This window comes from Deinococcus malanensis (genome assembly GCF_014647655.1).
GTDB classification, from domain to species: domain Bacteria; phylum Deinococcota; class Deinococci; order Deinococcales; family Deinococcaceae; genus Deinococcus; species Deinococcus malanensis.
Genome location: NZ_BMPP01000004.1, coordinates 149876 through 162940 on the forward strand (window position 1 = coordinate 149876; position 13065 = coordinate 162940).

12 protein-coding genes are annotated in these 13065 nt (G+C 64.3%); 4 read left to right on the forward strand and 8 right to left on the reverse strand.

Annotated elements, in window-relative coordinates; translation table 11 throughout:
- Window position 1: 1 nt before the first annotated feature.
- Window positions 2–517 (reverse strand): metal-binding protein, encoded by a 516-nt coding sequence (locus IEY49_RS06140; RefSeq protein WP_189005562.1) that lies wholly within the window; start codon window positions 515–517, stop codon window positions 2–4.
- Between the two features lie 95 nt (window positions 518–612).
- On the opposite strand from IEY49_RS06140, the gene IEY49_RS06145 reads away from it, so the two are divergent.
- Window positions 613–2718 (forward strand): S8 family serine peptidase, encoded by a 2106-nt coding sequence (locus tag IEY49_RS06145; RefSeq protein WP_189005564.1) that lies wholly within the window; start codon window positions 613–615, stop codon window positions 2716–2718.
- 125 nt (window positions 2719–2843) lie between these two features.
- On the opposite strand, the gene IEY49_RS06150 is transcribed toward IEY49_RS06145, so the two are convergent.
- Window positions 2844–3851 (reverse strand): MDR family oxidoreductase, encoded by a 1008-nt coding sequence (locus IEY49_RS06150; protein WP_189005566.1) that lies wholly within the window; start codon window positions 3849–3851, stop codon window positions 2844–2846.
- A 287-nt stretch (window positions 3852–4138) separates the two neighbouring features.
- Between IEY49_RS06150 and IEY49_RS06155 the strand changes: the two genes are divergently transcribed.
- Both IEY49_RS06155 and cdd read left to right on the forward strand, forming a co-directional pair.
- Window positions 4139–5479 (forward strand): hemolysin family protein, encoded by a 1341-nt coding sequence (locus tag IEY49_RS06155; protein WP_189005568.1) that lies wholly within the window; start codon window positions 4139–4141, stop codon window positions 5477–5479.
- A complete protein-coding gene (gene cdd / locus IEY49_RS06160) occupies window positions 5472–5915 on the forward strand; it encodes a cytidine deaminase (RefSeq protein ID WP_189005570.1) in 444 nt (147 codons plus the stop codon). Before IEY49_RS06155 ends, cdd begins: the two co-directional genes overlap by 8 nt.
- Window positions 5916–6255: 340 nt before the next feature.
- On the opposite strand, the gene IEY49_RS06165 is transcribed toward cdd, so the two are convergent.
- From IEY49_RS06165 to IEY49_RS06190, 6 genes are all read right to left on the reverse strand, one after another.
- Entirely contained in the window at window positions 6256–6678 is a 423-nt protein-coding gene (locus tag IEY49_RS06165; protein WP_189005572.1) for a response regulator, read from the reverse strand.
- Between the two features lie 190 nt (window positions 6679–6868).
- Window positions 6869–7306 carry a response regulator gene (locus IEY49_RS06170; RefSeq protein WP_189005573.1) on the reverse strand — a complete coding sequence of 146 codons (438 nt, stop codon included), beginning with the start codon at window positions 7304–7306 and terminating at the stop codon, window positions 6869–6871.
- Between the two features lie 160 nt (window positions 7307–7466).
- On the reverse strand, window positions 7467–8774 hold the full coding sequence (aceA, locus tag IEY49_RS06175) for an isocitrate lyase (RefSeq protein WP_189005574.1): 1308 nt from the start codon (window positions 8772–8774) through the stop codon (window positions 7467–7469).
- 84 nt (window positions 8775–8858) lie between these two features.
- A complete protein-coding gene (aceB, locus tag IEY49_RS06180; protein ID WP_189005575.1) occupies window positions 8859–10436 on the reverse strand; it encodes a malate synthase A in 1578 nt (525 codons plus the stop codon).
- A gap of 162 nt (window positions 10437–10598) precedes the next feature.
- Window positions 10599–11234 (reverse strand): HAD family hydrolase, encoded by a 636-nt coding sequence (locus IEY49_RS06185; protein ID WP_189005576.1) that lies wholly within the window; start codon window positions 11232–11234, stop codon window positions 10599–10601.
- A gap of 64 nt (window positions 11235–11298) precedes the next feature.
- Window positions 11299–11994 carry a hypothetical protein gene (locus IEY49_RS06190; protein WP_229780665.1) on the reverse strand — a complete coding sequence of 232 codons (696 nt, stop codon included), beginning with the start codon at window positions 11992–11994 and terminating at the stop codon, window positions 11299–11301.
- 61 nt (window positions 11995–12055) lie between these two features.
- Between IEY49_RS06190 and IEY49_RS06195 the strand changes: the two genes are divergently transcribed.
- Window positions 12056–13063, forward strand: a complete 1008-nt coding sequence (locus tag IEY49_RS06195) for a DHH family phosphoesterase (RefSeq protein ID WP_189005578.1) — start codon at window positions 12056–12058, stop codon at window positions 13061–13063.
- The last annotated feature ends 2 nt before the right edge of the window (window positions 13064–13065 follow it).

Here is a 13065-nt window from a genome sequence, read left to right on the forward strand (position 1 = left end):
CTCAGCGTCGGCGGAGCTTACGGAAACCGCGGCGCATACCGTGGTCAGGGCGCACGCCATCTGCGATCAGATGAAGCCACTGACTGACGTAATACCCGGCGATCAGCGGAGCCACGACCTTGACGCTGATGGGCTGCGGAATGGCCGGCAACGTCACTGAAGGGGCCACGTAACGCAGCACTCCCACGACCAACGCCACCATGACTGCCAGGTAAACCAGACGGGTGAGCGGCCCCACCACCCAGGTGTGTGACAGGCCCCGATGGCTGAACAGCATGCCGTACGGCACCCACAGGATTCCCAGCACACCCCAGTGGCGCTTGCTGTCCACCCTGCCTTCGGCCAGGTCCAGGTCCGGCGACAGCAGAAAGGTCCCAACTGCAAAGGCCAGGGTGAAATACAGGGCCTGGGCCGGCGTGATGGTCAGAAGCTCCTGCCTGGACGCGGCCAGGACCGCGCCGGCCAGCACGCTGTAGGCCGCGATGTTAATGAGGTTATGAACTCGTCCGCTGGGCACGCCCGCCATTGTGCCAGCCGCAGCAGGCCAGGCCTCAGCGTCGGGACAAGAATCGTTCATCATCCGTCAGCCCGGGTGAGGCATCCTGACCTCACATGAAAAAATTGTCTGGTTCCTGGCCGTGGGTCCTGACGTTGCCTCTGTTGCTGGCCGCGTGCACGGAAAACTACACAACTCCGGTCGTCGACCCGCCGGTGGTGCAGCCCCCAGCTCCTCAGCCCCCAGGCGGTCCGGTTCCCACCACCCTGAATCTGGGTCACGCTGTCAGCGCCCCGGTGCACACGGCGTACTCGGGTTCGTGGCAGGTGATCGGTCAGCCCGAGTGGCTGGCCGTCACCCCCTCTGCCGGCACAGGTGAGATCAAATTCGCGGTTGCCGCTGACCGCAGCAAGGGCACCCCCCTGGCAGCGGATCAGGCCAGACTGACCGGCACCATCACGCTTGAGCTGACAGCCGAGAACAAAACGCGGACCACGGCGACGATCACGGTCAGCGCGGACCAGTACCGGTTGAACGGCCGGGTCGTGGATACGGCTAAGATCAGCGGCCAGGCCCTCGTGGTTTCGCCCGTCAACCGCCCAGCGCCGGCCGAAGCGCGGGGCATTCTGGTCAAATACCGTGACCATGTGGCGGGCGAACTGACCGCCCAGTCGGCCGTGATGTCGGCGGCAGTCCGGAGCCGCGATGTCCTGACCCGGGCCGGCGTGCCCGTGCAGTCGGCGCGCAGCCTCAGCGGACGACTGGCTTCGCTGAAGGTCAGGGATCAGGGGGCAGCCCTGCGCGCCTTGCGCCAGAGTCCGGAAGTCGAGTATGCGGTGCCGAACGCGGTGCTTCGCGTCCAGCAGACCGGACAGTCGCTTGCCACGCCGCTGGAACCCACCGATCAGTACGCGCCGCTGCAGTGGCCGTTCAAGCTGATGGGCTACCCGGCAGTATGGCGCGACATGGAGTCTGGCGCGTACAACCGGGCGGTGACGGTCGCGGTGGTGGACAGTGGGGTGCGGTTCGATCATCCGGACCTGGCCGGACAGCTGTGGAAGCCGGGCGAGGGCGCTCTGGACGTGCTTTCTGAAGCCGACAACGGTGACGGAGACGGCGTCGACACCGATCCGACCGATCCGAGTGTAAGCGGGCGCAGCACGGGAAGCCACGGAACCCATGTCACCGGCATCATCGTCGCCCGCTGGGGCGAGAACTCGGGCAACTGCGCGGGATGCAGCGGCAGCGGCGTGGCGGGCGCCAGCTACCGCGCACCCGTCAAGGTGCTGCCCATCCGGGCCATCGACGCCACAGGTGACGCCAGCGTGGAAGACATTGTCCAGTCTCTGAACTACGCTGCCGGAATTCCCACCCTGATCGAGGGCACCACATACACCAATCCACGCCGGGCGCAGGTGATCAACCTCAGCCTGGGCGGCGCCATCACGGCCGACGAGGCCAGGCCACTGTGCGAGGCGGTGAAGGCCGCCACTTCAGCAGGCTCGCTGGTGTTTGTGGCTGCGGGAAATGCATACGGCACGACTCCCTACTACCCGGCCGCCTGCCCCGGCGCCGTGGCGGTGGGCAGCGTGACCCTGTCCGGAGGCAGTGCGCCCCGTCACGCGTCGTACAGCAATGCCTACCCGGAGGTGCAGCTGACCGCTCCGGGTGGCACGGACCAATTCTCAGATGTGTTCAACGGCGGGCTGCTGAACAACAAGGCCTTCCCGGACATGGTGTTTTCCACCGGCTGGGACTATGTCAAGAACGAGCCCCAGTACGAGGCCATGTCCGGCACGAGCCAGGCCACGCCTCAGGTCTCGGCGCTGGCGGCTCTCCTGCTGAGCAAAGGGGTGACAAGCGACGCGGCAGGCACCCTGGCCCGTCTGACCACGACCGCCACTGACCTGGGGGCGCAGGGTCGGGATGACCTGTTCGGCTTCGGCATGGTCAACGCAGCTGCGGCGCTGGGGGCTCCGGCCATCAGTGACACGCTGGGGCTGCGGCTGCAGGACGCCCGGGGGTTTGTATTCCAGCCCAAGCTCGACAGTCTGGGCCGGTTCGAGGCCTACCTGGGCAACGGCACGTTCCGCGTCGTGGGGGGACGGGACCGCGACCGCAACCAGATCTATGGTGAAAGCCACGAGCCGCGCGACGAGCGGACCGTCAAGCTGGGACCGGACGCCCTTCAGGTAAACGTGGGGAGTCTGGAACCCAAGTAAGGCACAGGCTGATACGGGAGGGGGACAGTCGCGTAGTCCCCCTCCCGTCTCGATGCGCCATGCACCGATGTCCCGACGTTCAAGGCTTCGTCCAGCTCAGATAAACACGCACTCCGACTGGTGGCCTACCGGGTGACGTCGATTACAGTCCGGCCTCGCACTTGTCCAGCCAGGATTTCCTGGGCCAGGGCCGGGACCTCACTCAGGCCACGTTCCTGAGTCATGGTCGCCAGCGTTGCAGCCGGCAACTCATGCGCCAGTCTGGCCCACGCAGTCTCGCGGCGGTCGACCGGGCAGGTAACACTGTCGATGCCGAGCAGGTTCACGCCCCGCAGGATCATCGGATAGACCGTGGTGTTCAGCTCGGCCCCTCCGGCCAGGCCGCACACCGCCACACTGCCGTGGGTGCGGGTCGAGGCGTAGGCACCCGCCAGCGTCGCTCCGCCTACCGTGTCGACCACACCCGACCAGCGCTCACTTTCCATTGGGCGCTTCAGGGCAGGCAGGTCCTCCCGGCCAATGACATGCCGGGCACCCAGACTGGTCAGGTACCCGGCCTCCTCGGGCCGTCCGGTGCTGGCGGTGACCTCGTAGCCTGCGCGGGCCAGCAGGGCAACCGCTGTACTGCCGACGCCTCCTGCCGCTCCTGTCACCAGGACCTCGCCGGCCTTCAGTCCCTGGTCTTCCAGGGCCATGACGGCCAGCATCGCCGTGAATCCGGCTGTTCCGACCGCCATGGCCCAGGGTGCATCGGTGCCTTCCGGCGCACGGACAATCCAGCGGGCCGGTACGCGTGCCAGGGTCGCGTAGCCGCCGTCATGACGTTCGCCGATACCCCAGCCCGTCACGATGACGGTCTCCCCCGGGGAGTAGGTGCCACTGTCGTCGTGCAACACGGTGCCGGCAAAATCGATGCCCGGGGTCATGGGATGGCGGCGCAGGATCCCCGGGCGCCCGGCCACCGCCATGCCGTCTTTGTAATTCAGGCTGGAGTGCGTGACCTGCACGGTGACCTCGCCCTCGGGCAGGTCGGTGATGGCCAGGGTCTGCATCTGCGGCTGACCGGACCCCTGGTCATCCTTGACCATGCGCAGGGCCTGGAATGTGGTGGGAAGAGCAGCTCTGTCTGTCATAACCAGTTCACCTCTCGGGGAAGAACATCCTGATGTGCCCACCCTAGCGTCTGCTGAAGTGACGGGCGACCTGAGCACGGTCGGAACGACCGGACATGATAAACTTGGTCCTGTTTATGGAGCCTCCCAGTTCTGGCTCTCCCCTGACGCCCGGTGAACACCGCCTGAGGGCGGGGTTTTTGCTGTGGATTTCTGTCTTTTCCGGTCACCGACACTGCACCTACAGGCTGCAGTGGGCAGCATGAGCCTTGCGGATGATCGGGGCGCGGCATGGAGCGCGCCACCACATGAATGACGTTCTGGGCCTTGTGGCCATGTTTCTACTTGTTCTGATGAACGGGTTTTTTGTCGCGGCGGAATTTGCGCTGGTCAGCGTCCGCCGCACCCGAATCGATCAGCTGGCCGAGGAAGGCAACGCCACCGCGCGCCTCACACAGAAGGCCCTGCAGAACCTTGACCTGTATATTGCAGCCACACAGCTGGGCATCACCATGGCCAGTCTGGCCATTGGTTTTGTTGCGGAGCCGGCGATCGAGCATCTGATCGAGCCCCTGTTTGGCGAGGGGCAGTTCTCAGAAAGGGAAATCAAGACCATCTCCTTCGGTACCGCCTTCGCGATCAGCACCGTGTTGCACATCGTGATTGGCGAACTGGCTCCCAAAACCTGGGCATTGCAGCGCAGCGAGCAGGTCAGTCTGCTGGTCACGCGGCCCCTGCGGGTCTTTACCCTGCTGTTCCGCTGGGCCATCGTTGCTCTGAATGCCATGGGCAACTGGGTGGTGCGTCTGTTTGGTCTGCGCGGTGTAAGTGGCCACCACACCGCCTACTCGGAAGAGGAAATCCGCATGATCGTCTCGGCGTCCAGCCAGGAGGGCGTGCTCGAAGACAGCGAGAAGGAACTCGTCTACAACGTGTTTGACCTTTCCGACACGACCGTGCGCGAAGTCATGACACCACGCGTGGACATGGTGGTTACGGACAGCGCCCTGCCTCTGCGGCGCCTGCTGGACCTGCGCACGGACCACGGCTACTCCAGGGTGCCGGTGTACCAGGACACCGCCGACAACATTGTCGGCATCGTGCACACCAGCGATGTTCTGAGTCACCTTGACGCCCTGGACACCACCACCCTGGCAGACATTATGCGGCCGGTCTTCTTTGTGCCGGAAAGCATGAAGATCAACGATCTGCTGGCCAAGATGCGGGAAAAGAAGAGCCATTTGAGCATCGTGGTCGACGAGTTTGGCGGCACTTCGGGCCTCGTGACCCTGGAAGACGCCCTGGAAGAAATCGTTGGTGAGATCTACGACGAAACTGACGAGGAAGAGCTGTCCAGAATCGAGGTGCTGGGCGAAGGCATCTACCTGATGGACGCCGGTCTGACCGTGCATGAGGTTGAGGAGCGGATCAGCAGCAACATCGAGGACGGGGAGGGCGAATTTGACACCCTGTCTGGATTCATGACCAGCCACTTCGGGGACATTCCTGAGATCGGCCAGAATTTTGTGCACAATGGATGGTCGTTCACGGTCGAGGACGCCGATCAGCGCCGGGTCACCCGCGTGCGAGTCGAACGTGCCCTGAACTATGACCCTCTGACCGAAGTGGAGACCCCAGCCCATGAGTGAGAACAATCCCCTGAACCAGACACCCGACACACAGCTTCTGGAGGGTGCTGTCGCGGCCTTCAAGCAGGCCTACGCGCCGTACAGCCGATTTCGTGTGGGCGCTGCCCTGAGGACTCCGGACGGACGGGTCTACTTCGGCGCAAACGTGGAGAATGCCAGCTACGGTCTGGGACGCTGCGCGGAGCAGAGTGCTGTCCAGGCCATGGCGACGTCAGGAGCCCGCGAGTTTACAGACATTGTGGTGTACTCCGAAGCCAGCCCACCAGCAAGTCCCTGCGGAGCCTGCCGGCAGGTCCTCTACGAATTTGCGCCGGATGCCCGCGTGGTCTGTGTCAACCAGAATGGAGAGGTTCTGAGCGGTCTGGTCCGGGATTTTCTGCCGCATGGCTTCCGGCTGGAGCAGCCGGAAATGGAACGCGGGGTCGGCACGGAGTAGTCGGGGTGGAAGCCACGTTGCTTTGCAGGAGGACGCGCCCGCAAATCCCTCATGGGATTTGCGGGCAGGTTTTAACATGGGGTCCGGTTTATGTCTCCGGGGTAAGCAGGCACCAGGAATAAAAGGGGACCGAGCCACGGCCGTACCGGTGGACCCGTCTCCCTGTCTGTTGCGGGAGCCCCATTCTTTTCAAGAAGAACCTCCAGGTTCACGCCGATGATCGGGGATTACAGCCAGGGGTCATTTGACACTTCAGGGCATCCTGATAGTCAGGAGCGACATGTCAAGGTAAGACAGGGACGTCACCTGACAGGATGAGAGTGGCCAGCCCTCCCACGAGCTACTGGGCAACCGGAAGATGCCGACCAGCAAATTGCCAGAAATTCAGCATGGCGTCCAGCCTTGCTTCGAAATCCTTGTACGTCGAGGGCTTCAGGACATAAGAACTGACCCCCAGACTGTAGGACAGGGCCACCTCCTCCACATCGTCGACGGTAGACATGGCGATCACCGGGATGGTCTTTAGCCTGGGATCGTTTTTGATGGTCCGGATCAGGTCAATACCTGATTCCTGCGGCAGATGCGGTTCCATCACGATCAGGTGAGGAAGCGCTGTCCCAGGGTCATGCAGTGCATTGAGCACTCCGGCTGCCTTATGAAAAGGAGCTACCTCAACTGCGGGATGTCGGGCCAGGGCCTCCTGCATCAGCAGCAGGTCACCGGGATCAGGTTCCAGAAGAAGAATGCGCAGGGCGGCGTTCATAAGGAAACATTGTGGTCTGGACGCATCCTAAGAATCCCACGGGTTCTGCCAAAGCGCGGCCATCCTTCGGGCTGTCCACCGGGTACGTCTGCATTTACTTAAGGAGCAGATGCTTGCGATTGCTGAATGTGTGACTGGTATTGGAGCGCCGTACCATGAGACCAGCAGGAAACCTATCCCACCAGGTCGGTCAGCCGGCCACCGCGCGAATAGGTTTGCCCATCACCCGGCACAGCTTCCAGAAACCTACCAGAGCGTCTATCTGCTGCAGAAAGATCGGGAATTCACGGGACTTGACCACGTAGGCGCTGGCCCGCAAGGAATAGGCCCGCTGCACATCGGCAGGAAGCTCGGAATCCGAGAGCATCACCACCGGCAGGTGAACCAGCCGGGGGTCAGCCTTGATGGCGGTCAGCACACCGAAGCCGTCCTGACCCGGCGAGTTGATGTCGAGGACAACGACATCGGGAGGGGTGCCCTGCGAGTCGCGAAGGGCCTGCAGCGCGTCCCGCCCCGAGCGGCAGGTGTTGAGGCCTACCGCCTCCCCCATTCCCTCGAAGGCCTCCCGAGCCACAAATGTTCCTGCGGCATTTTCATCGACAAGCAGGAGACGCAGACGGGAAGGCATATTCCTCCATTATGGAAATGGAGCCTTGACAGACTTATCACAGGACCGGAGTTCAAGGCCCTCTTGGGTGCTCTGCCGCACGCCCAAGGGGAGAACCGGTGAAGGCTCTCCCCTGCTGGGCGGTCATGGCCCAACACCGGGCGCGGTAATTGGCCCCGGATCAGTCGTGCGCGCCGGTCAGTTCCCTGCTGAACTGCTGCGCCTCGGTGCTGCCGGCCAGGGCAGTGGTGCTGCTCTGGCCGCCGCCTGCAGCCGTACTGACCAGGTCGAAGTAGCCCGTGCCGACCTCGCGCTGGTGTTTGACGGCCGTGAAGCCCCGCTCCTGAGCAGCGAATTCGCGCTCCTGCAATTCCACGAAAGCACTCATCTGGCTGCGAGCGTACCCGTAGGCCAGGTCGAACATACTCATGTTCAGGCTGTGGAAGCCGGCCAGGGTGATGAACTGGAACTTGTAGCCCATCTTGCCCAGTTCCACCTGGAACTTGGCGATGGTCTCGTCGTCCAGGTTCTTCTTCCAGTTGAAGCTGGGGCTGCAGTTGTAGGCCAGCAGCTTGCCGGGGAACTGAGCATGGACAGCTTCCGCGAAGCGGCGGGCATCTTCCAGGTTCGGCACGCTGGTCTCACACCAGATCACGTCGGCGTAGGGGGCGTAGGCCAGGGCGCGGGAAATCGCCTGTTCGATGCCGGGCCTGACGTAGAAGAAGCCCTCGGGAGTGCGCTCGCCGGTGGTAAAGGGCTTGTCGTTGTGGTCCACGTCGCTGGTCAGCAGGTTGGCGGCGTCGGCGTCGGTGCGGGCGATCAGAACGGTGGGCACGCCGCTGACGTCCGCCGCGAGGCGCGCGGCGTTCAGGGTCCGGATGAACTGGCTGGTGGGCACCAGCACCTTGCCCCCCAGGTGACCACACTTCTTCTCGCTGGCCAGTTGGTCCTCGAAGTGCACGCCGGCCGCCCCCGCCTCGATCATGGCCTTCATCAGCTCGAAGGCGTTCAGAGGACCACCGAAGCCGGCCTCGGCGTCCGCGACGATGGGCACGTAGTAGTCGATGTCATGCTTGCCCTCGCTGTGCTGGATCTGGTCGGCGCGGCGCAGGGTGTTGTTGATGCGCTTGACGACGTCCGGGACGCTGGAGGCGGGATACAGGCTCTGGTCGGGGTACATCTGCCCGGCGTTGTTGGCGTCACCAGCGACCTGCCAGCCGCTCAGGTAGATCGCCTTCAGGCCCGCCTTGACCTGCTGCATGGCCTGGTTACCGGTCAGGGCTCCCAGGGCATTGACGAAAGGTTCCTCCTTCATCAGGCGCCACAGCTTGTTCGCGCCGTGCCTGGCCAGGGTATGCTCGATGGGCAGACTGCCGCGCAGGCGCACGACTTCCTGAGCACTGTAGTTGCGCTGAATGCCCTGCCAGCGCTCTTCGGTCTTCCAGGTCTTTTCCAGGATTTCGGCGGGTGTGCGGGGGGTGGGGGTCATGGCGGTCTCCTTAGGGTATGAGAGGCTGGCCCCTCGCCAGTGCGGCGAGGAACGGAAACGGAAGGCGGACGAGTGTGCTGGCGCTCAGACCAGGTGCTGGTAACCGGGAAGGGTCAGGAAGTCCTCGAACTGTTCCTGGGTGACCAGGTGCTTGAGGAGAGTGGCGGCTGCCGTGATGCGCACCTCACGACCGGGCTGCTCGGCCCCCAGGCGCGTGGCGTGGACGTCGATCAGGCGGGTCAGGCCCTCGGGGGTGATAGGCGTGCTTTCATCGGTGCGCTGGTCGTGATGGGCCCACTGCCACAGCTGGGCACGGCTGATTTCAGCTGTTGCGGCATCTTCCATCAGATTGTGGATGGGCACCGCGCCGCGTCCGTCGAGCCAGGCGGCGATGTACTGGATGCTGACATCCACGTTGGTGTTGACGCCAGCTTCGGTGATGGCTCCTTCCGGAGGGGTCAGCAGGCCAGCTGCGGTGATCGTCAGGTCAGCCTGCTTGCCGCTGTCGATCTGGTTGGGCCCGGGCATCAGGCGGTCGAACACCTCGGTGGCCAGGGCGACCATGCCGGGGTGCGCGACCCAGGTGCCGTCATGGCCGTTGGTCGCCTCGCGTTCCTTGTCAGCCTGAACCTGCGTGAAGGCGCGTTCGTTGGCAGCCTCGTCACTCTTGACAGGGATAAAGGCACTCATGCCGCCGATGGCCGGGGCGCCGCGCCGGTGGCAGGTCTGGATGGCAAGCTTGCTGTAGTTCTGCATCATGGGCGTGGCCATGGTGACCAGGGCGCGGTCGGGAAGGATCTTGTCATCACGGCTGCGGAACTTCTTGATGAAGCTGAAGATGTAGTCCCAGCGCCCGCAGTTCAGGCCAGCGCTGTGCTCACGCAGCTCGTAGAGGATCTCGTCCATCTCGAAGGCAGCCAGGATGGTCTCGATCAGGACCGTGGCACGGATGGCGCCGCGCGCGAGGCCCAGGGTGTCCTCGGTGAAGGTGAAGACGTCGTTCCACCAGCGCGCCTCCAGGTGCGATTCGAGCTTCGGGATGTAGAAGTACAGTCCGGTGCCCTGGGTGGTGCGCTCCTGAGCGTTGTGGTAGGCATACAGACCGAAGTCAAACAGGCTGCCCGACAGCACCTCGCCGTCCAGAGTGGCGTGCTTTTCTTCCAGATGCAGGCCGCGCGGGCGGACCAGCAGCGTGGCGGTCGTGTCGTTCAGACGGTAGCTTTTGCCGCCCTGCTCCAGGGTGATGGTCCGGCGTACGGCGTCCATCAGGTTGACCTGACCCTCGATGCAGTTGTTCCAGGTGGGGCTGTTGGCGTCCTCGAAGTCGGCCATGAACATACGCGCGCCGCTGTTCAGGGCGTTGATGACCATCTTGCGGTCCACCGGACCGGTGATCTCCACCCGGCGGTCGAGCAGATCAGCCGGTAGCGGCGCGATTTTCCAGTCGCCACTGCGGATCTCGGCCGTCTCCGGCAGGAAGTCGGGGAGTTCGCCGGCGTCGAGGCGCTGCTGGCGGTCCTTTCGGGCCTGGAGCAACTCCCGGCGGCGGGCATCGAAACGGGTGTGGAGTTCTTCCAGGAATGCCAGGGCACCTGCGGTCAGCACGCGGCCCACGTCGGGGTGCGGCTGGTACTGGATGCGGGTGAGGGTCGTCTGTGTCATTCGGATGTGCCTCCTCTTGCGGGTAAGCCTATTGTGCGGGGTTCACAGTCATTCGACTTGTGGTGTACATGAAACGGTCTGAAGTACACCAGGAGCACAGGTACACCACCATGCCGGAGGCATGAAAAAACCGGGGCAGGGCCCCGGCAGCTCAGAAGCGGACTACTGCATGATTTTGACCGGCGTGCCCAGCCAGTCGGCCAGGCGGGTTTCAAACGCGGCGTGGTGGTCATGGTGGTACAGCAGGCCGTGAAATCCAGCCGCGTAGGCAGCGTCGATATTTTCCTGGACGTCATCGATGAAGGCCACCTGGTCAGCCGGAACCCCCATCGCGGCTTCCAGGGCCGCAAAAGCCTCCGGAGCCGGCTTTTTGTGACCGATCTCGTTGCTGAACACCAGGGCGTCGAATCTCCCGAAGCGGACGTCGCGGCGCAGATGGTCACTGACCACTGGGTAGTTGTTGCTGAGCAGGCCGACCCGCACACCTGCGGGCAGCGCCGCCAGGGTGTCGTACATAGGCAGGTTATCCGCCACGCTGCCCAGGTACAGGGCCTCGAATTCATCGTACGGCAGTGGCAGCCCGGCCTCTTCCTGCATCACGGTCCAGAAGTGTGGCAGGGTCCATGTACCCACTTCCAGCTGACGCACATGACGGAAGTAACTTTCGCGGACGCGCTCTACCGGAATCCCGGTGAGGTCCGCAAGATTCTGGGTGCTGCGCCCGTCGAAGGTTCCCACGGTAAACACGCCACCCCAGTCGAAGGCCACGTGTCGGGACGGCAACTTGGAATCGGTCATGGCAGGCATTGTTCCTCAGGCTGGCCACGTGAAAGCGTCCTCTGTGCAGACGGACGTCCGGCTGTTATCCACCCGTGCCTGGGAGTCCCGGCTCTTCCAGCAGCAACCCGCGCCGGGACCAGGCCGCGAAGTTCAGGGTATGAAGCGTCTGCCAGGTCCGCATCCAGCCAGCGGCGTCGGCGGTCACGAGCTTCTGCCCCCGGCCATGCCGCAGAACATGTTGCCGGTGGGCAGCCAGCAGGTCCTCTGCGCCCATGCTGGAGTGCTGGTGCAGGTCCACTTCCTCGCTGGGCGACGGAGCCACGGCCCGGGGATTCCCGCTGGACAGCACACACGCTGATCCGCTGGCCCGGTCACGCAGCAGCGAAAGAAATTCCAGGTACGCTTCAGCCGTACGCGAGGACTCCGGCGTTTCGCTCCAGCGCAGCGAAATAGCGAGGTCTGGCTCCAGCAGGTACGCCCGGACGTGACGGACCTCGCTGACCAGGGGAAGGTAAAATACGCCCAACGGTGTGGCCCCGGCTGCACGCAGCTGCGCGTCGTGCGAACCCAGCGCCCGGGTCTGCTCGGGGGTCGCGCCCCAGGGGCGGTCCTCCAGCGGCTGGGCTTCAAAACTGCGGCTCAGCACTGGCCCTGGCAGGGCGCGCTTTTCCAGACGCGCCCGGCTGACTTCCGGCAGCCTCAGCTGCGCGCCGTCCTCGCCGAACAGCGCTGCCAGTTCCTCGGGGGTCAGGGCAGCGAGGTTCAGGCGGACGGACACACCAGCCAGCATAGCGGCTGCGGGGACCGGGCGCCCGGAGCCGCGCGCTTATACTCGCCGGGTGATTGCCTACAACGATTCCAGCCCCGACTATGCCAAGGATGTGCGCAGTGCTGCCGAACAGCTGCGTCTGCACCCTGGTCCGATTGTCGTGCTGGCGCACGAGAATCCCGACGGAGACGCCCTGGGCAGCGTCCTGGGCCTCACCCGGGCCCTGCGCGCCATGGGCCGCGAGGTGACCGCACCCATGACCGTCCCGCGCTTCCTGAGCTTCCTGCCGGAAGCAGGTGAGCTGGGCGGGCCCCTGACAACATGGCCCGAGGGTGCCCTGGTGGCTGTGTTGGACGTGGACAACAATGACGCCGCCCGCGTTGCCGGCGCTGACCTGAGTACCTTTTCGGGACCGGTGGTGAACCTCGACCATCACGGGACGAACCTGCGTCAGGCCACGGCCAGCGTGGTGGACCCCTCAAAGCCTGCTGCGGCGATGATCGTGGCCGACGTGATCGACGCACTGGGGGTGGAATGGAACGAGTCCATCGCCACGCCCCTGATGCTGGGCATGATCACCGACACCGGTAACTTCCGGTTTAACAGCGTCACAGCCGAGGCCTTCGAATCCGCTGCCCGGCTTCGCGCACACGGCGCCCGCCTGGGATGGCTCAGTGACCAGCTCAGCCAGAATCCGAGAACCTACTACCTGCTGCTGCGTGAAGTGCTGGGCGGGCTGGAATTCCTGCACGACGGCCGGGTGATACTGGCCCGGGTCGACGAGGCCATGCTTGAACGCGCCGGAGCCAGCTGGGAAGAGGTCGAATCCTACGTGTCCATCCTGCGCAACGCCGAAGGTGCCCAGCTGGCCGTCATGGTCAAGGATTACGGCGACCGGGTGAAGTTTTCCCTGCGTTCCCGCGGCAACGTGAGTGCGCAGAACGTGGCGGTGGCCCTGGGCGGAGGCGGGCACGTCCCGGCAGCAGGCGCCACCGTCGAAGCACCGTACATGGAGGCACGTGCATTGCTGGACGCGGCCGTCCTGGCCGAACTGACCCGCAGCTCGGCCGGGGGCTGACC

What these genes read in the sequence shown, in the direction of transcription:
- aceA (WP_189005574.1), bottom strand. Translation starts at nt 8,774, where the DNA reads ATGACCCCCACCCCCCGCACACCCGCCGAAATCCTGGAAAAGACCTGG.
- IEY49_RS06155 (WP_189005568.1), top strand. Translation starts at nt 4,139, where the DNA reads ATGAATGACGTTCTGGGCCTTGTGGCCATGTTTCTACTTGTTCTGATG.
- IEY49_RS06165 (WP_189005572.1), bottom strand. Translation starts at nt 6,678, where the DNA reads ATGAACGCCGCCCTGCGCATTCTTCTTCTGGAACCTGATCCCGGTGAC.
- IEY49_RS06185 (WP_189005576.1), bottom strand. Translation starts at nt 11,234, where the DNA reads ATGACCGATTCCAAGTTGCCGTCCCGACACGTGGCCTTCGACTGGGGT.
- cdd (WP_189005570.1), top strand. Translation starts at nt 5,472, where the DNA reads ATGAGTGAGAACAATCCCCTGAACCAGACACCCGACACACAGCTTCTG.
- aceB (WP_189005575.1), bottom strand. Translation starts at nt 10,436, where the DNA reads ATGACACAGACGACCCTCACCCGCATCCAGTACCAGCCGCACCCCGAC.
- IEY49_RS06170 (WP_189005573.1), bottom strand. Translation starts at nt 7,306, where the DNA reads ATGCCTTCCCGTCTGCGTCTCCTGCTTGTCGATGAAAATGCCGCAGGA.
- IEY49_RS06150 (WP_189005566.1), bottom strand. Translation starts at nt 3,851, where the DNA reads ATGACAGACAGAGCTGCTCTTCCCACCACATTCCAGGCCCTGCGCATG.
- IEY49_RS06145 (WP_189005564.1), top strand. Translation starts at nt 613, where the DNA reads ATGAAAAAATTGTCTGGTTCCTGGCCGTGGGTCCTGACGTTGCCTCTG.